The organism is Butyrivibrio sp. AE2015 (genome assembly GCF_000420825.1).
In the GTDB taxonomy this organism is placed as follows: domain Bacteria; phylum Bacillota; class Clostridia; order Lachnospirales; family Lachnospiraceae; genus Butyrivibrio.
Map to the genome: position 1 here is coordinate 20208 of NZ_ATVR01000011.1, position 25630 is coordinate 45837.

A 25630-nucleotide genomic window follows, 5' to 3' on the forward strand; every position below is an offset into this window, starting at 1 on the left:
TTGGAAATTGAGGTCATATTTTTAATTATAACGAACAGCCAGTTCTTCCTCTCTTCTCTTGCAGAAAGCCTCCAGTATGGAAGTATGATACACAACAAGATAAAGAATGATCGCCATGATAAATGCTGTGATCACATCATACATGGAATGCTGCTTAATAAACAATGTAGAAAGAATAATCGATGTTCCTATGATATCACTTACTATCTTACCTGTTTTACTAAAGCGTCTACTGCGATGGATTGCTATCATGGATCCAATCGAATTATATACATGAATGCTTGGCCATAAATTTGCAGCCGTATCACTTTTATAAATAATCGCAACCAGATGAGTAAATATATTATCTCTAGGCATAACAGCAGGTCTTAGCTGATGCATGTTTGGAAACAAAGTCGAGATAATGAGAAAAATTGTCATACCTGTTGCTAAAAACGCGAAGTTTTTGTAATAATCCTCTACATCGCAGGAAAACATAAAAAACAAAAGCGTAAGTGAAACATACAAAAACCACATATAATACGGAATAACAAAGGCTTCTACAAAAGGGATCATATCATCGATAACAGTATGGATAACTGCATAATGTGAAAATCTGTGTTTCTCGATCCAGATAAACCACATCAGATAAATAGGTCCATACACTAAAATAGGTGTTGAAAGTTTTAGCATATCATGCCAATAGTCCCTGTTTAGCGGCCTTCCTATCCACTCTTCAATTTTTACTTTCATGTTTTTCATAAACTCCTCAATTTAGAAAGAACACATATCAACTTCGTATTATTTTATCACTTAATTTTAGTAATACAAGCCGAACAAATTATAAAGAATCTGTTAACTCAGATTTTTAATTGAAGTGGAATATCTTCTGAAGGAGCTTGTATCCTGCAAGTGTGATCTTTCGTCCCCCTTTTCCAGGAAGGTAGATATATGTTCCTTCAATACTGTATCTGATTTTAAGATAGAGCCAGTAGTTCTTGTCCTTAATATATTCAAGCAGCTCTTTTCTCTTTTTCAGGTTCTCCGGAGTATCCTCCGTGATCAAAAGAACTGATGAAATAGCTGTAATGATCTCAAGATAATTGAACATATATTTATGTCTCTCTCTCTGAGAGCGGATCATTCCATAATTCTCTACATAGTAATCAACCATGAGCTTATTTACACGAAGCTGCTGGTCAATACGTGAAAGCATGATCTTCTGATTAACTGACTGATCCTCACGGCCAATGTAGTAATAATAGAAATTGACATCAAGGTAGTACATAGTCTTAACAAAAGGAAGTGGATTAAATACATAAATGTTATCCACATAAAATGTGTGCTCAGGGAGCTTGAGTCCACAATCCTTCAAAAGTTTTGTTCTGAAGATAACAGAATGCATCAAAAGATAATGTCCCTTTGGAGTTCTCTTGATATCTTTCCATGTGAAGAGTTCCTCGATCGGGAACATTGAATTGTAGCGCATAACTTTATGTCTCTTCTCGCCAACCTTGTTGTAAACAAAGTTACTGATAAGAAGATCAAGCTGTTTCTCTCCTCCTGCAAGCTCTTCAAGAGTAGAAAGGATTTTTCTGTAAGCTATTTCTTTTACCCAGTCATCTGAGTCAACTACTTTAAAGAACAAACCTGTAGCAGCTTCAAGGCCTGCATTTACAGCGCTGCCGTGTCCACCATTTGGCTTGTGGATAGCTTTACAGATTGTAGGATACTTTTTAGCATACTCATCAGCGATCTCAGCTGTCTTATCCTTTGATCCGTCATCTACTATAAGAATTTCTACATCCTCGCCGCCTACAAGAAGGGACTCGATACATTTTGACATATATCCTTCTGAATTGTAGCAAGGGATTGCAACAGAAAGTAATTTCATTTTCTTAACTCCTTAATCTGGTACTCTCAAATTTTTCCATTGTTGTAAGACAGGTCCTAAGATCATTGTATCTGTCGTACACATCTCCTTCGTTAACAACAACGCCAAGTGACATGGCCATAATATCTATCATATCATTTGTTATTATAGGACGAAGCTTGGTTAAAATATCGTTTTTATCTACAGCAAGATCTGCATCCATAAACTCTATAACAAGTGGATTCAGATTCAGTTCCTTAGCCTCTGTGTCAATAGACTTATCCATAACTTCAGAATGCTTATAGGGTTCGCTCCTAAACTGCTTTCTTATTTCTTCCCTGTCGGTACTATTATTTTCTACTGTTTTTTCAGGACTTATAACATTTGATCCGATCTTTTCAGATGAAGCTTCAACATTATCAAGCCTTTCTGCATTCTCTGAATTTCTCTCTATCCTCTCAAAACGATATTTCTGTTTTACATCAGGGTATTTAACGTGATCAACTTCAGACATAAACATATCCAGCGGTCTTACATATACTTTGTAATCACCATAAAGAGCCTGATAAACAACCATCTCTTCTCTTGTCTCGGAATGGATCGCAATAGAAACGATCTGATACATATTCCCCTTAAAATGCCTGAACAGTTCATAAGGTACAGGTCTTTTTCTCTCCATACGTCTCTCCATTAATAAAAATCAATCCTCTAAATATAGTTTTAATTACAAACTATTTAGCCAATATGTTGTATAGTATAACCCTAAAATACTATATTTTCAAATTAGTGCTTACGTGTTGCACTTATAATGACCATTTCTACACTTATTATGTAATCAAGCTTGCCTGTTTTTACAGCTTCATCATTGGAAGCGCAAAGTTCAAGGGCACTTCTAAGTTCCTCAAAAGTATACGCTCTTGCCCAGCTCTCATATTTTCCAACAAGGAATGGAGCTATTCCTGCTCCTGAAGCTATCTGTGATCTGTCCTTGCGGTTTACACTCATCTCCTTTACCTGGAGCATAATATTAAACTGCCTTGTAATAAGCGCAAGTATTTTAGCCGGCGGTTCTTTCAAAGCCAAAAGATCATAGTAAAGGTCGATGGCTTTTTTCTGATCCTGGGAGGCTATTGCATCAGTCATTGAAAATATCCTGCTTGTAAGCCATCCTGCACACACAGCATTTATATCCTCAACAGTTATCTCGTTTCTATCAATGCAGTAGCAAACAAGCTTTTCTATCTCTGTACTGATATTGGACATATCCGTTCCAACTCTCTCAAGGAAAAAAGCTGCTGCCCTTGGAGATATATTTTTCCCTTCTGAAGCAAACTTCCCTGCTATCCACCTTTTCAAGGTATCTTCATCCTGAGTGTCGCAGTTCATTTCAAGGCCGATCTTGCTGACAGCCTTAAAAATATCTTTTCTTTTATCGACCTCTTTTTCTATGAATATGAAATAAGTAGTCTCTGAGGGCGATTTCAGATAATCAGCAAGTTCAGGGCATCCGCTCTTAAAAAAGCCGCTGTTTTCTACAAGGATCACTCTCTTATCAGATAAAAAAGGCATAGTCTCAGCCATGTCTATGACCTGGGCCGGATTTATCTGGTCTCCTTCATACTTTGTGAAATTCATGGAAGAAGCTCCGCCCCCCAAAGCCTTCACAAGTTTATCTCTGTTCTGGAGTCTAAGATATGCTTCCTCGCCATAGATAAGATAGCATTTCTTAAACACCCCGTTTTTTATATCTTCATTAAGTTGTCTCTGTTTAACAGGAAAATCTGTTGTTTTAGCTGCCATAAAATCACACTCCGTAGACTATTCTAGCAGAAGGATGTATAAAAAGCCAATAATGCTCATTCCAAAAAACTCCTTAGTTTTATATGACCATCTTCAACCTCAACTGTTATGCATCCCTCTTCATCCGTTCTGTAGATTGCAGCTCCTATACTCTTTAGTCTCTCAAGAGTTTCTTTGTGGGGATGGCCGTATTTATTGCCCTCTCCGCAGGAAATAAGAGCCAGCTCAGGCTTCGTCAGCTCAAGAAACTCCTCGTCTGTGGTATACATTGAACCGTGATGGGCAACCTTAAGAAGAGTTACATCTTTCCTGCTCAACCTGAGTTTTTCCTTAACATTATCAAGTCCCTCTTTTTCCATATCTCCTGTAAAAAGAGCTGTGAAATCCCCATACTTCATGTAAAGCACTGTAGAATAGGCATTTGCTCCTTCTGTTACCATATCCTTCTGAGGATTCAGACATAAAAACGATATATCTGACATATTAAAACTCTCACCCGTGTTTATATAAAAGATCGGAATGCCAAGCTCCTTAGCCCTCGTTTCAAGATGGTTGTAGTTCTCACCCCTGGATTTTACTGACACTTCAGGAAGAATAAGTTTTTTAATGCATACCCCTCCCTTTTCCATATCATCCATTATCTCCAAAAGTCCGCTTATATGGTCCTCATCCTCATGAGTTACAATAGCCCCATCAAGTTTCCCGACGCCCTTATACTTTAGGAAAGGTATGATCTGATACTTTCCAACGTTCTTCTTACTGGTACTTCCTCCATCGATCAGGATATTTTTCCCGTCTGAGGATATCAGTATTCCATCCCCCTGCCCCACATCTATCATATTTATTTCAAGATCCGGATGAATACTAAAGGTAAGTACTGTTACAGAAAAAAGTATAAATAAAAATTTGAATGCATCAAACTTAATAAGCTCCCTGCGAGCATACTTTTTACCAGCATGGTTATCCCTTTCAAAATACAAAAACGCTATAAATACGGTGATGAGAAGCACATAAATAACAACCTGTATTTTTGAGGAGTGCCCTACGTACCAGGTAAGCCCTCCATTTACCTTACTTATATTGCAGGACACTTTATAAAATAAAAGGATAATATGAGCGCCAAAACCAAATGCTTTTCCAACAAAAATAATAAGAACTCCGACACTCATGCAGATTATTCCAATTACCATAAGCACGCCCATAAGTGGCAAAACTACCAGGTTTAAGACAATCGATCCTATTGGATATGTGTAATAAAAGGATGTATACACAGGAAGCGTAACAAGCATTATCGCAAGACATGTAGAGACACAGTCAAGACACTTATTTAGTACCTTTTTGCTCAGACTTTCCTCAGTATCATCAGCAAACTTCATGGTAAATGGCGCATATGTTAAAACTTCAGGTTTTAAAAGGGGCTTTACAAGAGCAATTCCTATGATTGCTCCAAAAGAAAACAAAAATCCGCTGCTATATAAATATAAAGGTTGCTCTAAGAGTAAGAGCATAAAAGCCAATGAAAGGCTTGTAAAAATATCATACGTTCTTCCTAAAAGTGGTGCCAAAAGCCGCAGTGAAAACATAAGAATAGCTCTAAAAGCAGATGTATTCATTCCGCACATTGCCCCATAACAGAACATGATGGTCAGCGCTATTGCCACAGATAATCCCCCGGGAGCCTTTATTTTCCTTAATAAGCGGTAAATTTCCATTCCGATTATTGATATATGAAGCCCACTCACCGCCAGAATATGCATGATCCCGGAGTCTTTATACAGATTTTTTATATCCTCATCCATAAAAGATTTATCTCCAAGAAGCATTGCCTTCATGATGGCTGCATCTTCTTCATCAAGAGTCTTATCAAGATTACTTTCAAATACAAGCCTTAGTTTATACAGACTTTCTTTGAAGAGATCCTTTTTGCCATTGGCTTTGTCTATGTAAGCATTTTTGATCCGATATGCAATTTTTAAAGTTGAATAATAGAGGCGAGAGTCAAATTCACCGGGATTTCGCGGCGGTGCAAATTCATTTACCTTACCTGAGACAAGAACTGTCTCTCCAATAGAGGGCTCATAGGAGTCCGCAGATAAATAACATTCGATATATTCAAATTTTCCTTTTAAAGGTTTTCTTGGAACCAGATAAAGAGCTGTGTATATATCGCCAAGAGAGTTTTTCTTTTGTTCCTTTTGGATCACTACTCCAACAACTTTGGTAGTCTCAGTAAAACTCTCTTCCGGCTCATATACAGTCAGTTTAGAAATAGAAAATTCCAGATAAATATAGACAATCGCCGCCATTAAAAGCGCAACTGCGCAAAGCGGCCTTTTCATATAAAACTCCTAATTATTCGACAATATCAAGATTTCTCTCATAAGGACCTGAAATCACAAAATCCATAAAGGTAAATGATGGTTCTCCGTTTACGGAAAGAACTACCTTGTTGACATCAGAAAACTCTGTAACAGTGTTCACTATTGAATAAAGTGCAACTTCAGCAGATATATTCTGTGTCTGTGTCAAAAATGTTGAATCAAAGTCTATATAGCAGACTCCGTCTTTTATATTTACACTTTTTATCTTGCTGTCCTTATTCACTGTAGGAAATGCCACATCTGTGTTAGGTCCGCTTATGACCTGTTCTACAGCAAGCCTTTCCATTGAAATATTACTGTTGTAGACAACAGATCTGTAGACAGGAACCAGTTTAGTCCCTGTTTCATCGGCAAAATACAGCTTCAGCTCAATCTTCTCATAGGTACTTATTTCTTTTCCCACATTATAGATGAAGGTATCAGCGGACATATTTCCGATTACGCTTCCATAATGATCTGTAAGAGGTGTCCCCTCCACCTGGAATGTAACGTATTCTACATCATCAAGCTGGCAAAAAGTCCTGACGATCGCAGCTCTGTCAAGTATCTCTATAGTTCTCCCAAGCTCATTGTACTTGCGGTCAAAATTAAGTGTAAGGAGCTTATCCTTCAGAGAATAGTTTATAAGCTTGATATCGCCTGCAATGGGTGCCTCGTATTGAAGCCTGTCAGGCATGGTTTCAAGTGCCGTAACAAGTTCATTTATAACTGCTTTGGAATCCGACTTATCAGATTGTATCTCATAGTTTTCCGAAACAATCCCAGTCTCGCTGCTGTTTACATAATAAACTTTAAAAGCACCGGAATCATCACGACTTTTTCTCTCACAGGAAACAGATGTAACCATGATGAGCATTCCAATGAAAACAGGCATTATTCTTTTGTATAATAATTGTCTTTTATTCATAGTCTTAATCATTTTGAACCTACGCAAATAAGCGGAATTCTCACAGTAAAGGTTGTTCCTTCTCCTAAAGTACTCTGAACATCAATTGATCCTCTGTGCATAAGGACTGCATTTCTAGCGATTGCCAGTCCAAGGCCGGTACCACCGATCTCTCTTGAGCGTGACTTGTCAACTCTGTAGAATCTCTCATAAATATGGTCAAGGCTATCTTCAGGAATACCTATTCCGGTATCTATTACCTTTATTGAAAAATACTGATGATCTGCATCAAGCTCAACCTTAACAGTACCGTTTTCTTTGTTGTACTTTATAGCATTCTCAACCAGGTTCATGATCACAAGTGATATTTTAACTTCATCAATCTCAGCTGTGATAGCCCTGTTACTCTCAAGTGTGAGGTCTATATTGTGTTTTCTTGCTATAGGACGCATTCTTTTAAGCACTACTTCTGTAAGACTTACAACATCAACTGATGTGATAGAAAGACCTGATGCTTTTTTGTCCATCTTAACAAGTGCAAGAAGGTCATTGATTATCTTATCTTCCCTATCAATCTCTTCACCTATATCAGTCATAAATTCCCTATATACTTCATTGGGTACATCTTCCTGAGATAAAAGAGAATCTGCCAAAACCTTGATAGAAGTTATCGGGGTCTTAAGCTCATGTGACACGTTGGAAACAAATTCCTGTCTTGAGTCATCAAGCACCTTCATGCGCCTTAACATGGCATTAAAAGCATTGATGATCTGCTCTGTCTCCAGGTAGTTTGGTCCAACAACAGGCTTATCTGTATAACCGGCTTTAACATCATTGATAGCAGCTGTAATCCTGTCGAAAGGCTTAAGCAGTGCATATGAAACCAGTGCAGAAAATACAAGGATAATTGTTACGATAAGAGTTTCAAGGGTTGTGGCACGTCTGCTTAAGATTTCAAGCGTATTGGCAATAGTCTCAGTAGATACGCTTGTCAAAAGAACTCCTCGTACAACCTCATTGGAATTCCCTGCTACAGCTATATCGCCCTCTTCAATAAGTTCAGTTGTTACTATAGGAGTGATCATCTCAATATAACCATTTGCGCTGTCATATTTTGACAATGTACCCTTGGATCCTGTCTTAAGGCAGTTAACAACCTCTTCAGAAATAATAGTCTTTCCCTGGCTTATATTGTAGGTATCCTTCACAACCTTAAGATCGTCATTGATAACCATTACACGGCCATCGTAAAGGTTTGCAAGCATATCAAGTTCCGCATTTATAACCTCTGAAGAAGTATCCTGCAAATAATTATATGTAATAAGATGGTTCGCAAGTATGCGAAGCTGTGTCTGAACTTCCGTTGATTTAACGTTGACAGCACGATCTTCATAGCTCTGTAATATCAGGGCATGCATAACCAAACAAGAAAGCAATCCCGTAATAGAAACCACTATGAAAAATCGCACTCTTAGACTCTTGAAAATATTTCTTATTTTGAGCTGAATAGCTATATCTTTTACTTTTGATAAAAAAAGATTCATATTTTTATATTAAAATCATCCTTGAAAATAGTAACCACTGCCCCATTTTGTACGTACATATCTAGGTTCACTTGGGTTACTCTCAAGTTTCTCACGAAGTCTTCTGATATGAACATCAACAGTTCTCTCATCCCCCGGGTATTCTGTTCCCCATATAGTGTGCAAAAGTTCTTCTCTTGAGTACACCCTTCCTGCATTAGAAGCAAGATGCTCTAAAAGCTCATACTCTCTGCTGGTAACATTTATCTCTCTGTCTTTTACAAAGACTCTTCTGTAAGCCTCATTAAGCTTAAGATCACCAAATGTCAAGGTTTTCTCAGGTGCCTGTGATCTGCTGGTCCTTCTTATGATTGCCTTGATCCTTGCCTTAACTTCAAGAATATTGAAAGGCTTAGTCATATAATCATCTGCGCCATATTCAAGACCAAGTATCTTGTCCATATCATCACCCTTTGCTGTAAGCATGATAATAGGAACATTAGAAAACTCTCTGATCTGCTGACATACTTCAAAGCCTGTAAGTCCGGGAAGCATCACATCCAGTAGAATAATGTCATAATTGTTAGTTCTGGCCATTTCAAGCGCTGTCTGACCATCATAGGCACAGTCACAGACTATATCATCCTGCTCCAGGCTAAACTTAATACCTTTAACTATTGCTTTTTCATCATCTACTACAAGTGCTTTCTTACTCATTACTTCTCCGCTTTCTAAAACTGTTAAACTGTAATATATTCCTTTATTTTAGAAAAAAGTTTATCCTTAATGCCTGACACTTTCATAATATCTTCAATGCAGGTAAAATTCCCATTCTGCTCCCGGTAATCGACTATCTTACCGGCAACCTTCTCCCCAATTCCAGGAATAGTCTTAAGTTCCTCCTTTGTGGCTTTGTTAATATTTATAAGTCCATTGCTGCTAAAACTATCAGTGCTGTCAGTATTTTCTGCAACAAGGCCATTTTTAACTTCGTCTTTAGTTGGAATCATGAGTTTGGTGCCATCCTCGACTACGGCAGCAAGATTAACATAAGTATCATCTGCGCCATCGACGAAACCACCTGCCGCTTTTACTGCATCATCTGCTCTCGAAGCAGGAGGTAATTCATAAACACCAGGACAAACAACTGCACCACAAACATACACCACAATATTTTCCTGCTCTATCAGAGCAACTGTAGCGCAATCCCCCGTGCTGCAATTCCCATCAGAAATATCTTCAGACCCCTCATCATTCATAGTATCACTAAGAACTATATCCGAATCATATCCGGCATTTGTACACCCAGCCAAAGTAAAAGCCATAGTGCAATAAAATATAAATATAAACCTACGCATGTTTTCCTCCTAAGAGGAACCCCGCCATGCTTTTTTATTCTAGTCGATTAAAAAAAATTACGCAAGCACAAACAAAAATTAATCGCTCTCTTCTGTAAGACCGTCTGTAACATCAAGATCTGTAGGATCAGGAAGAGTTTCTTCTTCAAAAGCTGTACCTGTAACCTGAGTCATGATATTCTCAGATACATTTTTCAAAGTAGAATTACAATCATCTCCATTCCAGATCTTGGTAAATGCGATTTCAAGTTCCATCCAGAGGTTACTTGTCTCTATAGTTTTTGGCATAGGTACTGAATCTGCATAAACTTCAGTAAAGGTATCAAGGTTTTTATCCTCATAGTTTACGCCAAAGTGAGCCGCCGGCTTTCCTCCAAGCTTATAAATATCACCTGAATTATCATTTAAGAGATATCTTGCAAAAGAATTAGCTTCTGTAGGGTGCTCAGAGTATCCGTTAACAACAATGCAGTCTGTAACTGACATGGTTCTTGTCTTGTAATCTGAAGTTATATCGGGAATGTCAGCAACTTCAAAATCATATTCACATTCTCCGGAAGCCTTAGCCGCTTCAATCTTAGACAGGATATCTGTTGTAGCAACAGTAAATACGATCTTGCCATCAATAAAGTCCTGAACGATCTGGTCATAATCAATTTCTTTTGCATCAATGGCAAAGAACTGGTTAAGCTGCTGATATATCTTCATGCAACTGATGGTATCTGAATTGTAAATATCGATAAGACTTACATCATCTCCTGCCTTACCGCCTACATTCATGTAGTTTCCAACAAAGAAATAATTATAGAAAATATCTGTAACATCCCATTTAAACACAGCTTCAACCTGATCAGGCGCGTTATAGCTCTGAGCAAATTTCAAAATATCTGCAATAGTATGAGGAATCTTTTCCTCAACTCTAGCCTGAACCTCTTTGTCTGAAATAGCAGAGTCCTCATCTCCATCAGCCTCAGCCACAGCTTCTGCAGAGCTGTCCTCTGATGCTTCCTCTTCTGCTTCCTCGCCCTCTGCCATGTCAGCCTCAGCCTGCAGTTCTTCTCTTACCATATTCTCAAGGTATGTCTTGTTATAGACTAGTGAACTTGTCTCATAATAGAAAGGATAGGCTATAAGTCTTCCATTATAAGTAACAGAATTAACTGCAGATGTAGGGAAAGTCTCCTCATCAAGGAAGTCAGCTCCATTGTCAATCTCAAGAGCAAGTCCTGCCAAATAAGCCTTTTCAAGGGAATCATTTGTTATTATATAAAGATCAGGATAATTATCATCTTCAAGAGAAGCCTTATTGATAGCTTCAAGATATTCAAGACCTGATACAAGTACAGGCTCGATACGCACTCTGCTACGCGATTCAGAATAAGCAACCGCTTTATTCTGAAGGTATGGAGTAAGCGCATCGTCCGTGTACCATATTCTTACAGTTGTCTTGTTCAGATTAAAAAGAGAATGATCCTCAAACACGCTCTGTTTGGACTGCGCGTAAAGAATCGTACCAGATAACATACAAAGTATTAAAACAATAGAAAAAACCTTAACTCTTAATCTCATAAACTCCTCAGACATGAATCAAGTATACCTATCATGTCATCCACATTTTCCTTGGTTATCACAAGAGGAGGTACAAAACGGATGATATTAGGCCCTGCATTTATCAGAATAAGGCCATTTTCAAGTGCCTTATTGATAACATCAGCCACAGGTCTGTCAAATACAAGTCCCTGCATAAGTCCCATTCCTCTTCTGCACGTAATGAAGTCATAGCGTCCAGCAAGCTCATCCAAGCGCTCTTCAAGATATGGAGCCACCTCATTCACATTCTCTATTATATTGTCCTGTTTAAATAAATCAAGTACTTTGCCCACTGCTGCACATGCAAAAGGATTGCCGCCGTAAGTAGTACCATGGTCACCTGCAACGAGAGAATTAGCCCCTACTTTTTCAGTCATAAGGAATGCTCCTACAGGTACTCCACATCCAAGGGCCTTGGCCGTTGTCATGATATCAGGTTTTACTCCATATTTCTGCCATGCAAACATATATCCTGTCCTGCCCATACCGCACTGTATCTCATCAAGGATAAGAAGGATATCTCTTTCATCGCAGAGCTTTCTTATCTTTGTAAGGAATTCCTCTGTTGCCGGATAAATTCCGCCTTCTCCCTGTACCGTCTCAAGAATTATAGCGCAGGTCTTATCATTCACCTGTGAAAGAACGCTTTCAAAGTCATTTAGATCAGCAAACTTTATATTTCCGATCATAGGCTCAAAAGCCTCTCTGTAGTGAGGATTTCCTGTTACTGAAAGCGCTCCGAAGGTCCTGCCGTGGAAAGAATGGTTCATGGCGATTATCTCATGATCAGTTTTTCCATCCTTTAAAAACGCATACTTTCTGGCAGCCTTAAGTGCGCCTTCGACTGCTTCCGCGCCGCTGTTTGTAAAAAAGACTCTGTCCATTTTTGACACTTCTTTTAACTTCTTAGCTGCTTCTATAGCCGGCACATTATAATAATAATTTGATGTATGGAGAACCTTATCGATCTGAGCTTTTAAGGCGTCATTGTATTCCTTGTTATTGTAACCAAGGGCAAAAACAGCAATACCTGCCACAAAGTCAAGGTACTTTTTTCCATCGATATCATATAGGTACACTCCATCGCCCTTTTCAAGGACAATCTGATATCTGTTATATGTATGAAGCAGCGCTTTCTCAGCCTCTTCGATATATGATTTCATCTTTTCGCTCATAGCTTAAGTTCTCCCTTATTATTATGTTTTTTTGCTGCTACTTCTTAGTCAGCTGTAAACATTGTTCCAACACCCTTGTTGGTAAATATTTCCAAAAGCAGGCAATGTGCTATTCTTCCATCCAGGATATGAACGCTGTTAACGCCCTGTCTTATGGCATCTGTGCAGTTGTTGAGTTTTGGAAGCATTCCTCCGCCTATATTTCCACCAGCAATAAGGGCATCTGCCTCCGAACATGTAAGTCTTGACAGGAATGATGATGGATCGTTTATATCTTTATAAACACCTTCTATATCAGTCAAAAATGCGAGTTTGTCTGCCCCAACAGCCTTAGCGATGGCACATGCCGCATCATCTGCATTGATATTGTAGGTATCAAAATTATCATCAAATCCAATAGGTGCAATGACAGGGAGATACTCATTATCAATAAGGTCAAATAAGACCTTCGGATCAACCTTGTCGATCTCACCAACATAGCCAATATCCTTGCCATCTGAATATTTCTTTTTAACATGCAAAAGACCTGAGTCTTTTCCGCTTATACCTATGGCCTTTACTCCAAGCTCCTGAACCATCGTAACCAGCTGCTTATTTACTCTGCCAAGGACCATCTCGGCTATTTCCATAGTCTCTGCATCAGTCACTCTAAGTCCGTTTACGAACTGGGCCTCTTTTCCCACTTTTGAAACCCAGGAACTGATGGCCTTTCCACCGCCATGTACAATGATCGGTTTAAGTCCTACAAGCTTTAAAAGAGTAACGTCTGTTATTACACTCTTTTGAAGTTCCTCGTTGCTCATGGCACTACCGCCATACTTGACAACGATGATCTTCTTATTGAATTTCTGAATATATGGAAGGGCCTCAACCAGTACTTCTGCTTTTTTTAATACACTTTCCATATCCTTATCCATAGTAAGTCCTCCTTATGACCTGTAATCGGCATTGATCTTCACATAATCATATGTGAGATCACATCCCCATGCTGTTGCCGACTCGTTACCTTCATGCATATCCACAAGTACTGTTACAGCATCAGCCTTCATGATCTGAAGTGCCTTATCTTCATCAAAATCAAGTGGTGTTCCCATATGAAATACTTCTATCTTGCCATTTGCGCTCTCAAAGAAAAGTTCCACATCGTTCTGATCAAAGATAGCGCCTGAATATCCCATGGCACAAAGAAATCTTCCAAAATTGGCATCACAGCCGTAGATAGCTGCTTTTGAAAGATTTGATCCAACAATTGCTCTTGAAAGAGTTCTTGCGTCTGCTTTACTTTTTGCATTTACAACTTTTGCTTCAAAGAGCTTTGTTGCTCCCTCACCATCAGAAGCCATCTTCTTTGCAAGAAATGTGCAGACATAGGAAAGAGCTTCTTTAAACTTTTTATAATTATCATTTTTCTCGCTGATGCAGTCATTTCCTGCAAGTCCATTTGCCATACACAAGAGAGTATCGTTGGTTGAGGTATCACCATCAACTGTTATCATATTAAAAGAGTCTGCTACTACGTCTTTTACCGCTTCCTGAAGCAGTGATTTCTCAATCTTAAGATCGGTAGATAAAAATGCAAGCATGGTGCACATATTGGGATGGATCATTCCTGATCCCTTGCTCATGCCTCCAAGAGTGATCTCCTTACCATCAATATCAAAGGTCACGGCAATCTCTTTGTTAACCGTATCAGTTGTCATTATGGCCTTTGAAGCTGCAGTTCCTGCTTCAATACTGTCATCAAGACTTTCGCTCATCTTAGATACGCCAAGTGTCATCTTATCTACAGGAAGCTGCATTCCAATTACACCGGTAGATGCGACGCCAACTGATAAATATTCAACTCCAAGGCTCTTTTCAACTGCCTTTGCCACCGCCTCGCATGCGTCAAATCCCTCTTTCCCTGTACATGCATTGGCAATTCCTGAATTGATCACAACTGCCTGCATAGTACTACCGGATTCAACTATTTTTTTATCCCACTGGACACATGCAGCCTTTACCACATTGGAAGTAAAGGTTCCTGCGCACACACAGGGCTCTGTGGAATATATAAGTGCCATATCAGTCCTGTCTTTATACTTGATACCTGCTTCGCAGCTTGCCGCCTTAAATCCTTTTGCTGCTGTAATACCACCTGTTATCTCTTTCATATATCACCTCATTTATTAAATATAGTCAGATTACCTTCATTTAAAGCAAAATCGTAATAATTGAGATCAGTTCTTAATGTCCATCCCATTTTCTGCCAGAACTTATTGCCAACTGTATTTGTAACAAAAGCATTCAGGCAGACCTTATTGATCTTTTCTTTTTTTAGCTGCTCACAGCAAAACTCAACCATTTTTTTGCCGATTCCATGCATTCTGTACTTTTCACTTACGCATACATGATAAAGACAGGCCCTTCGTCCATCATGTCCACATAAAATAGCACCGACTATCTTTCCATCCTCCACATCAACTGCGCTTGTGGTGGGATTTCTTTTTAAAAACATCTCTACGCCTTCTTTAGTATCGTCAATTGAACGGATTCCAAAACCATGTATCGACATCCAGAGCGCGTATACTTCATCATAATCATCAATCGTCATTGTACGAACCATAGTTTCACCAGCTTTTCTTTTTATTTATTAGGGGAAGCAGGGAACAATCTCAAGTCCCATACTCTCTTTAAGACCAAAGGCAATATTCATATTCTGAACCGCCTGTCCCGCAGCACCCTTTACAAGGTTGTCGATGGCACCCATCATGATTATTCTTCCGGTACGCTCATCGATCTTAAATCCAATATCTACAAAATTACTGCATTCTACCCATCTTGTTTCAGGATAAACGCCATCCTCAAGAAGTCTTATAAAATACTCATTCTTGTAATATTTTTCATATGCAGCTCTTATATCCATAGCGCTTGGAAGCTTGCCATCCTTCTTTATAAGAGATGCGTACTCTGTTGCAAGTATTCCTCTGTTCATAGGAACAAGGTGAGGTGTGAAGTTTAACACAAGCTCTTTTCCCGCAGCGTAGCCCAGCTGTTCTTCTATCTCAGGAGTATGTCTGTGTGTAGCTACTCCATATGGTTTGCAGCTCTCATTGACTTCACAGTAGAGATTTGCAACCTTAGCACCTCTTCCAGCTCCGGAAACACCACTTAAGGCATCAATTATCAGAGAATCAGGATCAATAAGTTCTTCTTTAATAAGAGGATATGCTGTAAGGATCGAACAGGTCGTATAGCATCCCGGATTTGCAATGATCCTTGCATTCTTTATCTTATCTCGATTTATTTCGCACAGACCATATACAGCTTCATTTATATATTCAGGAGCTTTATGTTCTATCTTGTACCATTTCTCATATATAGATACATCTTTTAACCTGAAATCAGCTGACAGATCTATTACCTTCACCTTATTTAATATAGTTTCATTGATCAGTGATGCACAAAGTCCCTGAGGAGTTGCTGTGAAAATAACATCTACCTCATCTGAAAGCTTATCCATGTTGTCGTCCATGCATTTTGCATCTACCAATTTAAAAAGGTTTCCATATATACTACTGTACTTCTCATCTATGTAGCTTCTGGACCCATACCAAACAACTTCTGCTTCAGGATGTCCCTGCAGTAATCTCACAATTTCTGCGCCTGCATATCCGGTTGCACCAATGATTCCTACTTTTATCATCTTCTTGAAACCTCCTATAAACTTTTTTCAGTATACGACCTATAAAAAAAATATGCAACAGAAAATATAAATATTTATGCATGTTTTTAATTATTTTTAAATATTTATACATTTTTGGTTGCATTTTGTGCATAAAGGGTTTATATTATGATAAAACAAATTCGTGAAAACATAAAAGAAAGACGAGGAGAGAAAAATGGCAAAAGAAAAGGTTATTCTTGCATATTCAGGCGGTTTGGACACTACTGCTATCATACCCTGGCTTAAGGAAAACTTCGATTATGAAGTTGTATGCGTCTGCATAGATTGCGGTCAGGAAGAGGAACTTGATGGCCTGAATGAAAGAGCTTTAAGTTGCGGGGCAAGCAAACTCTATATATTAGATGTTGTTGATGAATTCTGTGATGAGTACATAGTTCCATGTGTAATGGCTCACGCAGTTTATGAGAATAAGTACCTTCTTGGCACTTCAATGGCTCGTCCTCTTATTGCTAAAAAGCTTGTTGAGGTAGCAAGAAAAGAAGGCGCTGTAGCTATCTGCCACGGAGCAACAGGTAAAGGAAATGACCAGATCCGTTTCGAACTTGGTATCAAGGCTCTTGCTCCTGATATAAAGATTATCGCAGCCTGGAGAAATGATAAGTGGACAATGGATTCACGTGAATCTGAGATTGAATACTGCAAAGCTCATGGCATCAATCTTCCATTCTCTGCAGATTCAAGCTACAGCCGTGACAGAAACCTCTGGCACATCTCACACGAAGGTCTTGAGCTCGAAGATCCTTCTCTAGAGCCAAACTACAAGCATCTCTTAGTACTCGGCAAAACTCCTGAAGAGGCTCCTGACACACCAACAACTGTAACAATGACATTTGAAGCAGGTGTTCCAAAGTCTGTTAACGGAAAAGAAATGAAGGTTTCAGACATCATCCGTACACTCAACAAGCTTGGAGGCGAAAACGGTATCGGAATCGTTGACATAGTTGAGAACCGCGTAGTTGGAATGAAGTCCCGTGGCGTATATGAGACACCGGGCGGAACAATTCTTTACGAAGCGCACCAGCAGCTTGAGGAGTTGATTTTAGACCGCGATACCTATACAATGAAGAAAGATATGGGCAACAAGTTTGCTGATATAGTATATGAAGGGAAATGGTTTACTCCTCTTCGTGAAGCAGAACAGGCATTTATCGAGTCCACACAGAAATATGTGACAGGCGAAGTTACATTTAAGCTTTACAAGGGCAACATCATTAAAGCAGGCACAACTTCTCCATACTCTCTCTACAACGAGAGCATCGCATCATTCAAGACAGGTGACCTTTACGATCACCATGATGCAGAAGGATTCATAAATCTGTTTGGCCTTTCTTCAAAGGTACGTGCTATGAAGATGCAGGAAGCCGAAAAGAACTGCTGTAAATGAATTCACTCACTTATTTAATAGGTTACTTCATTTTAGTGAATATTATTGGGTTTGCCTTAATGGGAATAGACAAGCGAAGGGCGCGTAAAAACGCCTTTCGCATTCCAGAGGCAACCCTTTTTTCAGTTGCAATAATAGGTGGAAGTTTGGGGGCCATCATAGGTATGCAGCTATTCAGGCACAAGACAGCGCACTTGTCTTTTAAGATTTGGATGCCTGTTATTCTTTTGCTTCAGATATTGGTTGGTGTATTATTATTTATAGCTCCGATCAGTATTGATTTCATTTAATTGTTTTTTTGGGGAATGGGGAGGAAAAATGCATATAGCAGTATGTGACGACAACATTGCAGACAGAAAGCAGACTGAAAGGCTTCTGGGAAGACAATCAGACAGGTTTTTTAAGGATCTTGGGGAAAGGATCTATATCGACTCCTATGGCAACATTGACGCTTTTATGCAGCACCCGCAGATGTATCACGGTCTGTTTGTTGACATGGTGAATAGTGATGTAGACGGCTGTCAGGTGGCAAAGATGCTGCTTGCTGACGGTGTTACTAACCCAATCGTACTCTGCTCTTCTTCTATTGACTATAGAAAAAGAATTGCAGATGAAGGTATAAATGAACCAAATATCTTTTTTCTGGACAAACCAATAAAAGTAGCTGATCTTACAGCTACAATGGACGAAATAAGAAGATGGATGGGTGATCCCATTCAGACTTTGGAACTTAGAGGACAGCACGGGACAATCTATGCCAAGGGCGATGACATAATATGCGTCATAAAAAAAGGCGCAGAGCTTTGCATCCACCTTGCTGATGGACGAATTCAGGTCATTATGGATGATATCTATAATTTCTATGACCAGTGCGCGATTTTCCCACAGATCTGCCCTGTTTCCGATACCACACTGATCAACATAAATCATATATCAAAGACTGCTTTTATGAGAGTTACTATGGACAATAATAGTACCTATCAGGTCACCCTGACCTACAGAAACTCGATCAAGCAGGCCCGAGAGATTTGTGATCGCATAGCAAAAGAAAAGTGACCTATAATCCGTTTGTTTACTGGCAGTTGTGCACGTGGTATCATCATGATGTAGTAATTGATACTACATTTTGCATTATGTATATTATTTGGAGGATCTATGAGTTATAAAATTGTAGTAGACAGTTGTTGCGACCTGCCGGTTGAATATAGGAAAAATCCCAAGTTTGAGGTAGTACCTCTTATTCTTGAGATAGACGGTAACGTTATAGTTGATGATGATACCTTTGACCAGGCAGATTACCTTGCCAAGGTTGCAGCATCTGAAAACTGTGCAAAGACAGCCTGCCCATCACCTGAGCTTTATATGAGCGCATATGACTGCGATGCAGATGATGTTTACGTTGTAACCCTCTCATCCAAGCTCAGCGGAAGCTACAACAGTGCGCTTTTAGGCAAAGATCTTTTTCACGAAGAAAAAGGTAACAAGAATATCCACATCATAGATTCACTTTCTGCATGCTGCGGAGAAGCAAATATAGCACTTAAGGCCATGGAACTTGCTGAATCAGGCCTTTCGTTTAACGAAGTTGTTATTGAAGTTGAAAAATACAGAGATGAGATGGCTACATACTTTGTTTTGGACTCTCTAGATACTCTCAGAAAAAATGGCCGTTTAACCGGAATGAAAGCCCTTGTTGCTACAACACTCAATATCAAACCTGTATGCATCGGCGCAAGGGGTGAGATAATGCAAAAGAGCCAGGGAATCGGCATTAGAAAAGCTCTTGTAAAAATGACAGAAATAGTTGCTTCAGAGATTGAAAATCCCGAAGAAAAGCGACTAATGATCACACATGTAAACTGCTATGAAAGAGCCTGCGTAGTTCGTGACCTTATTCTTAAAAAGGTTCCGTTTAAAGAGACTCTTATTGTTGATGCAGCAGGCGTAGCCACAACATATGCAGGAGACGGCGGAATCGTAGTAACATGCTAAATACAGCTGCATATAACCAAAGGAAACAGTAATAAATGATAGCTATAAAGATACAACATCAAAAAGATTTTATGGGCAAGTTTCTTACAAGTGAAGTATTTGATGCTTTTCTTGTTAATGAAGCTACTATAGAAACTTTCAACACTTTCCATATCGATGGGAAGATACACAAAGATTTTTATAAATCCAATGCCCAATCCGATGATATTCCTGTAAATGAATTTTCCTCCTGGAAGGAACTTCGCCCCATTTGTCTTGATCTTATAAAAGGGAAAAGAACTCCTCTTGGATTTAAATTCATCTTCTACCTTGATGATTCTTCCAGAAAAGAACTGATAGCTGCAAACGGATGTGATATTCTTCCTGAGCAGGTAAACCTTGGACTTAATATTAAATACTCAGGTGGTGAAATGGTTCTAACCACAGGAACTGCCTTCAATATTTTTACTCTTGATAAAGAAATAGAAAAAGCCTGGGATTCCTATATCCCAAGCTTTCTTGGCAAAAACAATATTGAATACGAACTCTTATGATTGAAGGGCTGAGTCAAATGGTGTACAATTATTTTATATAGTTGATTTATATTTTCAAAATCGTAGGTATCCTGATCATATTTTTTCAGAAACCCGCGTATTCTGCAGGTTTCATGAAACCATTATTACGGAATGGAGAGCTATGGACGCTGGATTTAAAGCAGAACTAATTGAATGGGGCGTGGATTGGGACGAAATATTAGACCGATTCATGGGCAACGAAGATCTTATCGCAAAATTTATGTTTAAATTTTTGAATGATCAGAGCATGAATGATCTGACTAAGTATCTTGCTGAAGAAAACATATCAGAAGCTTTTAAGGCTGTTCATACGCTAAAAGGTGTAGGAGCCAATCTTGGGCTTAAAGGTTTTTTAACCCCCGTATGCGAACTCACTGAGATCCTAAGAGCCGGTTCCATGGACGGATACGAGGAGAAATATAACCAGATAAAGCCCAAATACGACGAACTTATCTCCATCCTCACCAAATACAACGTATAACCCATACTTTCTTGTAAACGGACGCAGACGAGCTTGTAGTATAGGCATAGCTCTGTTTTCTGTTCTGAATAAGCATGAAAGAAAACAGGGCGCATTATTTTATATTTACTGTGTCTTTGCGAATACTCCGAGATCTATCCGAAGGTATGGGCACTTTTGGATTTTATGCCACTCGCAAGAAAGTATGGTTAGTCAGCTGCAAGCTTTTCCGCCTGATCTGCAGCTATCAGTGAATCAATGATCTCATCAAGATCTCCGTCCATAATCTGGTCAATCTTGTAAAGGGTAAGATTGATTCTGTGATCTGTAACTCTTCCCTGATGGAAATTGTATGTTCTTATCTTGTCAGAACGGTCTCCGCTTCCAACCTGAGATTTTCTTAGTGCTGCTTCACTGTTGTGCTTCTTTTGCTCTTCAAGCTCATAAAGCTTGGCTCTTAAAACCTTAAGTGCCTTTGCCTTATTCTGCTGCTGACTCTTCTCATCCTGGCAGGAAATAACGATTCCTGTAGGAAGGTGGGTAAGTCTTACTGCAGAGTCAGTTGTATTAACGCACTGTCCACCGTTACCTGACGCTCTGAACACATCAAATTTGCAGTCGTTCATGTCGATCTCAACTTCAACATCCTCAACCTCCGGCATTATCGCTACCGTGATAGCTGAAGTATGTATTCTTCCACCTGATTCTGTTGCAGGAATTCTCTGAACTCTGTGAACTCCACCCTCAAATTTAAGTCTTGAGTATGCCCCGGCACCCTTTATCATAAAGCTGACATCCTTGATGCCGCCTATGCCTGTGTCCTCGACACTCATAGTCTCAACACGCCAGTTCTGCCTCTCAGCATACCTTGTATAGAGCCTGTACATATCTGCAGCAAAAAGAGCTGCCTCTTCTCCGCCTACACCTGCACGTATCTCAACAATAACGTTCTTTTCATCATTAGGGTCCTTAGGCAAAAGAAGTATCTTGAGCTGGTTCTCAAGCTCCGGTATCCTGTCCTTGGCTTCTGAAAGCTCTTCACGAAGCATTTCCTTCATATCAGGATCTGACTCCTCATCCAAAAGCTGCAAACTGTCATCTATTGTCTGTTTACACTTTTTGTACTCCTGATAACACCCAACCAAAGCCTCAAGGCTCTTTTGCTCCTTCATCAGGTTCCTGAATTTATTCTGATCAGATACAACATAAGGATCATTAAGTTCCATTGTTATATCTTCATATCGCCTTAATATATCTTCTATCTTATCAAACATAGCTTCCTCTATTCCTACAAAGTCTCATGGTAAAAAGAAATACACAGCTAATAAAAGCACGCCCTTACCACCCTGTCATTACCTGAATAGTCCTTTATTACATCTATGTCGTGATATCTCTCATCCTGCTCGAGCAGCTCTTTTACAACCTGTCCCTGATCATATCCTATTTCCATGATAAGATATCCGTTAGAATAAAGATACTCCGGAACTTCATTTATAATTCTTCTGTAAAAAGACAGCCCATCCTCATCACCATCAAGTGCAAGCCTTGGCTCGTAATCCTTAACTTCAGGTGCGAGAGTCTCAATTACACTACTTGCTATATAAGGAGGATTGGATACTACAAGATCATATTTGCTTCCATCTTTTTTAGGAAAAAGATCTGCATGAACGAATTCAGCTCTTTCCCCAAGGCCTAACTTCTCACTATTTTCGGCGGCAACCTCTAAAGCCTTATCTGAAATATCTGTACATACCGCTTTAGTATCATTGGTAAAATGAAGTATACTTAAAGCTATGCATCCTGAACCTGTGCACAGATCAAGGATCCTCATGCCGTCCTCACAGAACCTCAAGGCTTCTTCTACAAGAGTTTCTGTATCCTGTTCCGGAATAAGGACATTTTCATTAACTATGAAAGTAAGCCCCATAAAATCCTGATTTCCAAGAATATAAGCTACAGGTTCTCGGCTTACTCTCCTTGCTATAAGAGCCTTGTAACCTTTCTCTTCTTCCTCGGTAAGTTCCTTATCAGGATGGGCGTATAAGGTGCTGTGATCAGTACTACATATATATTCCAAAAGGAGCCGTGCATCCAGACCTGCGTCTGGAATTCCGACTCTGGAAAGTTCATTTATTCCGTTTTCAAAAGCCTCTTTATAATTCATAAAGTATCACCAAATAAGAATATCAGTTAGCAGATTCCAGATCCTCAGTTTCCTCTTCATCATTGAGCCAACTGTCATCTATCTCATATCCAAAAGAATCTTTAAGATAAGCCTTCCAATCAAACACTGCCTCAACAGACTTTATTGCAACTTCAATCATGCTATCGTCAGGTTCCTTAGTTGTCAGTTTCTGAAGCCAAAGTCCTGGAGCTGAGATCATTCTTACAAGGAAGAAATTATATCTTCCTGCCAATCTTATAAGCTCATAGGATATTCCTGAAATCACAGGAATAAGAAGAATCCTTACTACAATTCTCCATAAATAAGAATCAACTCTTATAAAGAAAAACAGAATAATGCTTACGAGCATTACAAATAATATAAAGCTGCTGCCACATCTTCTGTGAAGTCTTGAGCTTTTTCTTACATTTTTAACTGTAAGAGGTCTCCCCTTTTCAATGCAATTGATGCATTTATGCTCAGCGCCATGATACATAAATAAGCGCTTAATATCTTTCATCTGAGAGATCAAAAGAATATACAGGATAAAGATAAGGATCCTGAGTACACCCTCTATAATAGCGACGAGAGAGGTATTTCTGATGTACTTACTGATAACTTCCGAAAGTGCATATGGGAGGATCATGAAAAGACCTATGGCAAAAATAAAAGATAAAGCCGTTGTAAGGATCATAAGAAATGTATCCTCATGGCCTCCTGACACCTGATCAATACCCTCATCAAGCTTTGATGGTTTTTCTTTTTCCTCTTCATAAAATGTAGAAGAATAATTCAAAGATTTAAGGCCCAAAATAAGAGAGTCAATAAAAACAAACACACCTCTGACAAATGGGATGTTTAAGAGCTTACTGCCATATGCAATGCCATGGAACTCATCCACCTCAACAGCTATATCACCGTCGGGCTTTCTGACCGCAACAGCATACATATCTTTATTTCTCATCATTACACCTTCAAGAACAGCCTGTCCGCCAATACCTGAATAGTGTTTAACTTTTCTTTTCTTCATACTCACCTCGCGCTTAAGCCATGATAATGCTTATTACGGAAAAAAGAGGTTGAGGCCAAAAGCCTCAACCTCTTAACTCTACACTTTTATGAATTACTGATTGTTCATGCCGTATTTCTTGTTGAACTTATCAATACGTCCACGAGCAGTTGTAGCCTTCTGCTGACCAGTATAGAATGGATGGCACTTTGAGCAGATTTCTACGTGAATCTCACTCTTTGTTGATCCAACTGTAAATGTGTTACCGCAGTTGCAAGTAACAGTTGCCTGATGGAATTCTGGCTGAATGTCCTGTCTCATCTCTTCTCACCTCTCTATATACAAAAAATCTTCATAATTAACTATAGTTACCGCTGCTTGCACAGCTATATCAATATAACATAATAAAGTTACTTTCGCAAGTATTTTTTTAATTTCTTTCTAATGCGCTGCATTGCGTTGTCTGTAGACTTAAGATCCCTGCCAAGCACAGCAGAAATCTGCCTTATACTCATTCCGGTTATGTACAGATCAAGTATCTGTCGTTCAAGATTACTTAACTCTTTATCGATAACATCTTCAAGCGCTTTGATATTTTCCTGCTCTATTATGAGCTGCTCAGGGATTGAGCTTGAATCAGACTCCATAATACTTTCTATAGCCGTCGCACTGCTTTCATCATCTTCCCTGCTGGTATAGATGGAAATATAGGAATTAAGCGGTGCATGCTTTTTTCTGGCAGAGGATGCAATTGCCGAGTACATCTGTCTTGATATGCACAGATCGGCAAAGGTCATAAAACTGGCATCTCTCCCAATATCATAGTCCCTGATTGCCTTAAAAAGACCTATCATTCCCTCCTGAATAAGATCATCCCTGTCAGCGCCGAGAATATACATTGATCCGGCTTTTTTTCTGACAAGGTTTTTATATTTGTTCATGACATAGTCTATGGCATCAGATTCGTTGTCATCATGAATTTTCAGTACTAACTGCTCATCAGTGTAGTCTTTATAATTCTTCATTTACTTAAGTCTCTGTCTCACTATCTCAAAAGCAAGTACTCCGGTTGCAACTGAAGCATTAAGGGAATCAATATCGCCCTTCATAGGAATAGATGCGATCATATCGCATTTTTCCCTTACAAGTCTTGATACGCCGCTGCCTTCATTACCTATCACAAGTCCGATAGGTCCCTTAAGATTAAGGTCGTACATGGTTGTACCGCCCATATCTGCGCACACAAACCAAAGTCCCTTATCTTTAAGCTCTTCAATGGTCTGGGCTATATTAGTAACCTTGGCAACAGGTGTGTAATTGATAGCACCTGCAGAAGCCTTTGCAACAGTTGCTGTAAGTGATGCTGCTCTGTGCTTTGGGATGATAACTCCATGTGCTCCGGAAAGGTTAGCAGTTCTTATAATAGCTCCAAGATTGTGTGGATCCTCAATATTGTCCAAAATGATGATAAAAGGATCTTCACCCTTCTTTTTGGCTGCATCTAAAATATCATCAACTTCAGCATACTCATAGGCTGCCGCGTAAGCGATCACACCCTGATGTTTGCCTGTTTCTGACAACTGATCCAGTCTTTCTTTTTTGACAAAAGAAATAACTGTATCCTTGTGTTTTTTTGCTTCACGCAAAATGCTCTGAACCGGACCATCCTTGCATCCGTCAAGTACAAACAGTCTGTCTATTACTTTACCGGATCTAAAAGCCTCAAGAACGGCGTTTCGGCCCTCAACGATTCTGCTCTCTAAATTTTCTTCCAT

General features: G+C 39.2%; 27 protein-coding genes. 6 read left to right on the forward strand and 21 right to left on the reverse strand.

Annotated elements, in window-relative coordinates; genetic code table 11:
• Positions 1-21: 21 nt before the first annotated feature.
• From G585_RS0107370 to argC, 15 genes are all read right to left on the reverse strand, one after another.
• A complete protein-coding gene (locus G585_RS0107370; RefSeq protein ID WP_022774049.1) occupies positions 22-741 on the reverse strand; it encodes a phosphoesterase in 720 nt (239 codons plus the stop codon).
• 106 nt (positions 742-847) lie between these two features.
• The gene (locus tag G585_RS0107375) at positions 848-1873 is read right to left on the reverse strand and encodes a glycosyltransferase family 2 protein (RefSeq protein WP_022774050.1); all 1026 of its coding nucleotides are present in this window, start codon (positions 1871-1873) and stop codon (positions 848-850) included.
• A 4-nt stretch (positions 1874-1877) separates the two neighbouring features.
• Entirely contained in the window at positions 1878-2531 is a 654-nt protein-coding gene (locus tag G585_RS0107380; RefSeq protein WP_022774051.1) for a DUF1653 domain-containing protein, read from the reverse strand.
• A gap of 104 nt (positions 2532-2635) precedes the next feature.
• Positions 2636-3652: a DNA polymerase III subunit delta gene (holA, locus tag G585_RS0107385; protein WP_022774053.1), complete on the reverse strand. Its 1017-nt coding sequence runs from the start codon at positions 3650-3652 to the stop codon at positions 2636-2638.
• A 56-nt stretch (positions 3653-3708) separates the two neighbouring features.
• Positions 3709-5991: a DNA internalization-related competence protein ComEC/Rec2 gene (locus G585_RS0107390; protein ID WP_022774054.1), complete on the reverse strand. Its 2283-nt coding sequence runs from the start codon at positions 5989-5991 to the stop codon at positions 3709-3711.
• 13 nt (positions 5992-6004) lie between these two features.
• Complete coding sequence (locus G585_RS0107395; RefSeq protein WP_022774055.1) at positions 6005-6952, reverse strand: GerMN domain-containing protein; 948 nt, start codon at positions 6950-6952, stop codon at positions 6005-6007.
• On the reverse strand, positions 6949-8463 hold the full coding sequence (locus G585_RS0107400; RefSeq protein ID WP_022774057.1) for a sensor histidine kinase: 1515 nt from the start codon (positions 8461-8463) through the stop codon (positions 6949-6951). The genes G585_RS0107395 and G585_RS0107400 overlap by 4 nt, the downstream gene beginning before the upstream one ends.
• Positions 8464-8478: 15 nt before the next feature.
• Positions 8479-9159, reverse strand: a complete 681-nt coding sequence (locus tag G585_RS0107405) for a response regulator transcription factor (RefSeq protein ID WP_022774058.1) — start codon at positions 9157-9159, stop codon at positions 8479-8481.
• A gap of 23 nt (positions 9160-9182) precedes the next feature.
• Positions 9183-9800, reverse strand: a complete 618-nt coding sequence (locus G585_RS17530; protein WP_022774059.1) for a helix-hairpin-helix domain-containing protein — start codon at positions 9798-9800, stop codon at positions 9183-9185.
• A 78-nt stretch (positions 9801-9878) separates the two neighbouring features.
• A complete protein-coding gene (locus G585_RS0107415; RefSeq protein ID WP_022774060.1) occupies positions 9879-11369 on the reverse strand; it encodes a sugar ABC transporter substrate-binding protein in 1491 nt (496 codons plus the stop codon).
• Positions 11366-12565 carry an aspartate aminotransferase family protein gene (locus G585_RS0107420; protein ID WP_022774062.1) on the reverse strand — a complete coding sequence of 400 codons (1200 nt, stop codon included), beginning with the start codon at positions 12563-12565 and terminating at the stop codon, positions 11366-11368. The genes G585_RS0107415 and G585_RS0107420 overlap by 4 nt, the downstream gene beginning before the upstream one ends.
• 44 nt (positions 12566-12609) lie before the next feature.
• Positions 12610-13482 (reverse strand): acetylglutamate kinase, encoded by an 873-nt coding sequence (gene argB / locus G585_RS0107425; RefSeq protein ID WP_022774063.1) that lies wholly within the window; start codon positions 13480-13482, stop codon positions 12610-12612.
• Between the two features lie 12 nt (positions 13483-13494).
• On the reverse strand, positions 13495-14718 hold the full coding sequence (gene argJ, locus G585_RS0107430) for a bifunctional ornithine acetyltransferase/N-acetylglutamate synthase (RefSeq protein ID WP_022774064.1): 1224 nt from the start codon (positions 14716-14718) through the stop codon (positions 13495-13497).
• A gap of 8 nt (positions 14719-14726) precedes the next feature.
• Positions 14727-15170 (reverse strand): GNAT family N-acetyltransferase, encoded by a 444-nt coding sequence (locus G585_RS0107435; protein WP_022774066.1) that lies wholly within the window; start codon positions 15168-15170, stop codon positions 14727-14729.
• Positions 15171-15197: 27 nt separating this feature from the next.
• A complete protein-coding gene (argC, locus tag G585_RS0107440) occupies positions 15198-16250 on the reverse strand; it encodes an N-acetyl-gamma-glutamyl-phosphate reductase (protein WP_022774067.1) in 1053 nt (350 codons plus the stop codon).
• A gap of 196 nt (positions 16251-16446) precedes the next feature.
• On the opposite strand from argC, the gene G585_RS0107445 reads away from it, so the two are divergent.
• The 6 genes from G585_RS0107445 to G585_RS17535 all read left to right on the forward strand — a co-directional run bounded on the left by G585_RS0107445 (position 16447) and on the right by G585_RS17535 (position 20703).
• A complete protein-coding gene (locus tag G585_RS0107445; RefSeq protein WP_022774068.1) occupies positions 16447-17676 on the forward strand; it encodes an argininosuccinate synthase in 1230 nt (409 codons plus the stop codon).
• Complete coding sequence (locus G585_RS0107450) at positions 17673-17966, forward strand: DUF1294 domain-containing protein (protein ID WP_022774070.1); 294 nt, start codon at positions 17673-17675, stop codon at positions 17964-17966. The genes G585_RS0107445 and G585_RS0107450 overlap by 4 nt, the downstream gene beginning before the upstream one ends.
• 28 nt (positions 17967-17994) lie before the next feature.
• Entirely contained in the window at positions 17995-18732 is a 738-nt protein-coding gene (locus tag G585_RS0107455; RefSeq protein ID WP_022774071.1) for a response regulator, read from the forward strand.
• Between the two features lie 99 nt (positions 18733-18831).
• Positions 18832-19668 (forward strand): DegV family protein, encoded by an 837-nt coding sequence (locus G585_RS0107460; protein WP_022774072.1) that lies wholly within the window; start codon positions 18832-18834, stop codon positions 19666-19668.
• A gap of 35 nt (positions 19669-19703) precedes the next feature.
• The gene (locus tag G585_RS0107465) at positions 19704-20201 is read left to right on the forward strand and encodes a DUF5721 family protein (RefSeq protein WP_022774073.1); all 498 of its coding nucleotides are present in this window, start codon (positions 19704-19706) and stop codon (positions 20199-20201) included.
• Between the two features lie 142 nt (positions 20202-20343).
• Positions 20344-20703 (forward strand): Hpt domain-containing protein, encoded by a 360-nt coding sequence (locus G585_RS17535; RefSeq protein WP_022774075.1) that lies wholly within the window; start codon positions 20344-20346, stop codon positions 20701-20703.
• Between the two features lie 188 nt (positions 20704-20891).
• On the opposite strand, the gene prfA is transcribed toward G585_RS17535, so the two are convergent.
• From prfA to rlmB, 6 genes are all read right to left on the reverse strand, one after another.
• Positions 20892-21956, reverse strand: a complete 1065-nt coding sequence (gene prfA / locus G585_RS0107475; RefSeq protein WP_022774076.1) for a peptide chain release factor 1 — start codon at positions 21954-21956, stop codon at positions 20892-20894.
• Between the two features lie 47 nt (positions 21957-22003).
• Positions 22004-22846 carry a peptide chain release factor N(5)-glutamine methyltransferase gene (gene prmC / locus G585_RS0107480; RefSeq protein WP_026663844.1) on the reverse strand — a complete coding sequence of 281 codons (843 nt, stop codon included), beginning with the start codon at positions 22844-22846 and terminating at the stop codon, positions 22004-22006.
• A 22-nt stretch (positions 22847-22868) separates the two neighbouring features.
• Positions 22869-23876, reverse strand: a complete 1008-nt coding sequence (locus G585_RS17540; RefSeq protein ID WP_022774077.1) for a DUF1385 domain-containing protein — start codon at positions 23874-23876, stop codon at positions 22869-22871.
• Between the two features lie 93 nt (positions 23877-23969).
• On the reverse strand, positions 23970-24176 hold the full coding sequence (rpmE, locus tag G585_RS0107490; RefSeq protein ID WP_022774079.1) for a 50S ribosomal protein L31: 207 nt from the start codon (positions 24174-24176) through the stop codon (positions 23970-23972).
• A gap of 89 nt (positions 24177-24265) precedes the next feature.
• On the reverse strand, positions 24266-24880 hold the full coding sequence (gene sigH, locus G585_RS0107495; protein WP_022774080.1) for an RNA polymerase sporulation sigma factor SigH: 615 nt from the start codon (positions 24878-24880) through the stop codon (positions 24266-24268).
• Positions 24881-25630, reverse strand: a complete 750-nt coding sequence (gene rlmB, locus G585_RS0107500; RefSeq protein ID WP_022774081.1) for a 23S rRNA (guanosine(2251)-2'-O)-methyltransferase RlmB — start codon at positions 25628-25630, stop codon at positions 24881-24883. It abuts the gene before it with no gap.

Bases quoted from the DNA above. Each gene is read 5' to 3' on its own strand.
- G585_RS0107370 (WP_022774049.1), bottom strand. From the start codon at position 741: ATGAAAAACATGAAAGTAAAAATTGAAGAGTGGATAGGAAGGCCGCTA.
- G585_RS0107375 (WP_022774050.1), bottom strand. From the start codon at position 1,873: ATGAAATTACTTTCTGTTGCAATCCCTTGCTACAATTCAGAAGGATAT.
- G585_RS0107380 (WP_022774051.1), bottom strand. From the start codon at position 2,531: ATGGAGAGAAAAAGACCTGTACCTTATGAACTGTTCAGGCATTTTAAG.
- holA (WP_022774053.1), bottom strand. From the start codon at position 3,652: ATGGCAGCTAAAACAACAGATTTTCCTGTTAAACAGAGACAACTTAAT.
- G585_RS0107390 (WP_022774054.1), bottom strand. From the start codon at position 5,991: ATGAAAAGGCCGCTTTGCGCAGTTGCGCTTTTAATGGCGGCGATTGTC.
- G585_RS0107395 (WP_022774055.1), bottom strand. From the start codon at position 6,952: ATGATTAAGACTATGAATAAAAGACAATTATTATACAAAAGAATAATG.
- G585_RS0107400 (WP_022774057.1), bottom strand. From the start codon at position 8,463: ATGAATCTTTTTTTATCAAAAGTAAAAGATATAGCTATTCAGCTCAAA.
- G585_RS0107405 (WP_022774058.1), bottom strand. From the start codon at position 9,159: ATGAGTAAGAAAGCACTTGTAGTAGATGATGAAAAAGCAATAGTTAAA.
- G585_RS17530 (WP_022774059.1), bottom strand. From the start codon at position 9,800: ATGCGTAGGTTTATATTTATATTTTATTGCACTATGGCTTTTACTTTG.
- G585_RS0107415 (WP_022774060.1), bottom strand. From the start codon at position 11,369: ATGAGATTAAGAGTTAAGGTTTTTTCTATTGTTTTAATACTTTGTATG.
- G585_RS0107420 (WP_022774062.1), bottom strand. From the start codon at position 12,565: ATGAGCGAAAAGATGAAATCATATATCGAAGAGGCTGAGAAAGCGCTG.
- argB (WP_022774063.1), bottom strand. From the start codon at position 13,482: ATGGATAAGGATATGGAAAGTGTATTAAAAAAAGCAGAAGTACTGGTT.
- argJ (WP_022774064.1), bottom strand. From the start codon at position 14,718: ATGAAAGAGATAACAGGTGGTATTACAGCAGCAAAAGGATTTAAGGCG.
- G585_RS0107435 (WP_022774066.1), bottom strand. From the start codon at position 15,170: ATGGTTCGTACAATGACGATTGATGATTATGATGAAGTATACGCGCTC.
- argC (WP_022774067.1), bottom strand. From the start codon at position 16,250: ATGATAAAAGTAGGAATCATTGGTGCAACCGGATATGCAGGCGCAGAA.
- G585_RS0107445 (WP_022774068.1), top strand. From the start codon at position 16,447: ATGGCAAAAGAAAAGGTTATTCTTGCATATTCAGGCGGTTTGGACACT.
- G585_RS0107450 (WP_022774070.1), top strand. From the start codon at position 17,673: ATGAATTCACTCACTTATTTAATAGGTTACTTCATTTTAGTGAATATT.
- G585_RS0107455 (WP_022774071.1), top strand. From the start codon at position 17,995: ATGCATATAGCAGTATGTGACGACAACATTGCAGACAGAAAGCAGACT.
- G585_RS0107460 (WP_022774072.1), top strand. From the start codon at position 18,832: ATGAGTTATAAAATTGTAGTAGACAGTTGTTGCGACCTGCCGGTTGAA.
- G585_RS0107465 (WP_022774073.1), top strand. From the start codon at position 19,704: ATGATAGCTATAAAGATACAACATCAAAAAGATTTTATGGGCAAGTTT.
- G585_RS17535 (WP_022774075.1), top strand. From the start codon at position 20,344: ATGGACGCTGGATTTAAAGCAGAACTAATTGAATGGGGCGTGGATTGG.
- prfA (WP_022774076.1), bottom strand. From the start codon at position 21,956: ATGTTTGATAAGATAGAAGATATATTAAGGCGATATGAAGATATAACA.
- prmC (WP_026663844.1), bottom strand. From the start codon at position 22,846: ATGAATTATAAAGAGGCTTTTGAAAACGGAATAAATGAACTTTCCAGA.
- G585_RS17540 (WP_022774077.1), bottom strand. From the start codon at position 23,876: ATGAAGAAAAGAAAAGTTAAACACTATTCAGGTATTGGCGGACAGGCT.
- rpmE (WP_022774079.1), bottom strand. From the start codon at position 24,176: ATGAGACAGGACATTCAGCCAGAATTCCATCAGGCAACTGTTACTTGC.
- sigH (WP_022774080.1), bottom strand. From the start codon at position 24,880: ATGAAGAATTATAAAGACTACACTGATGAGCAGTTAGTACTGAAAATT.
- rlmB (WP_022774081.1), bottom strand. From the start codon at position 25,630: ATGGAAGAAAATTTAGAGAGCAGAATCGTTGAGGGCCGAAACGCCGTT.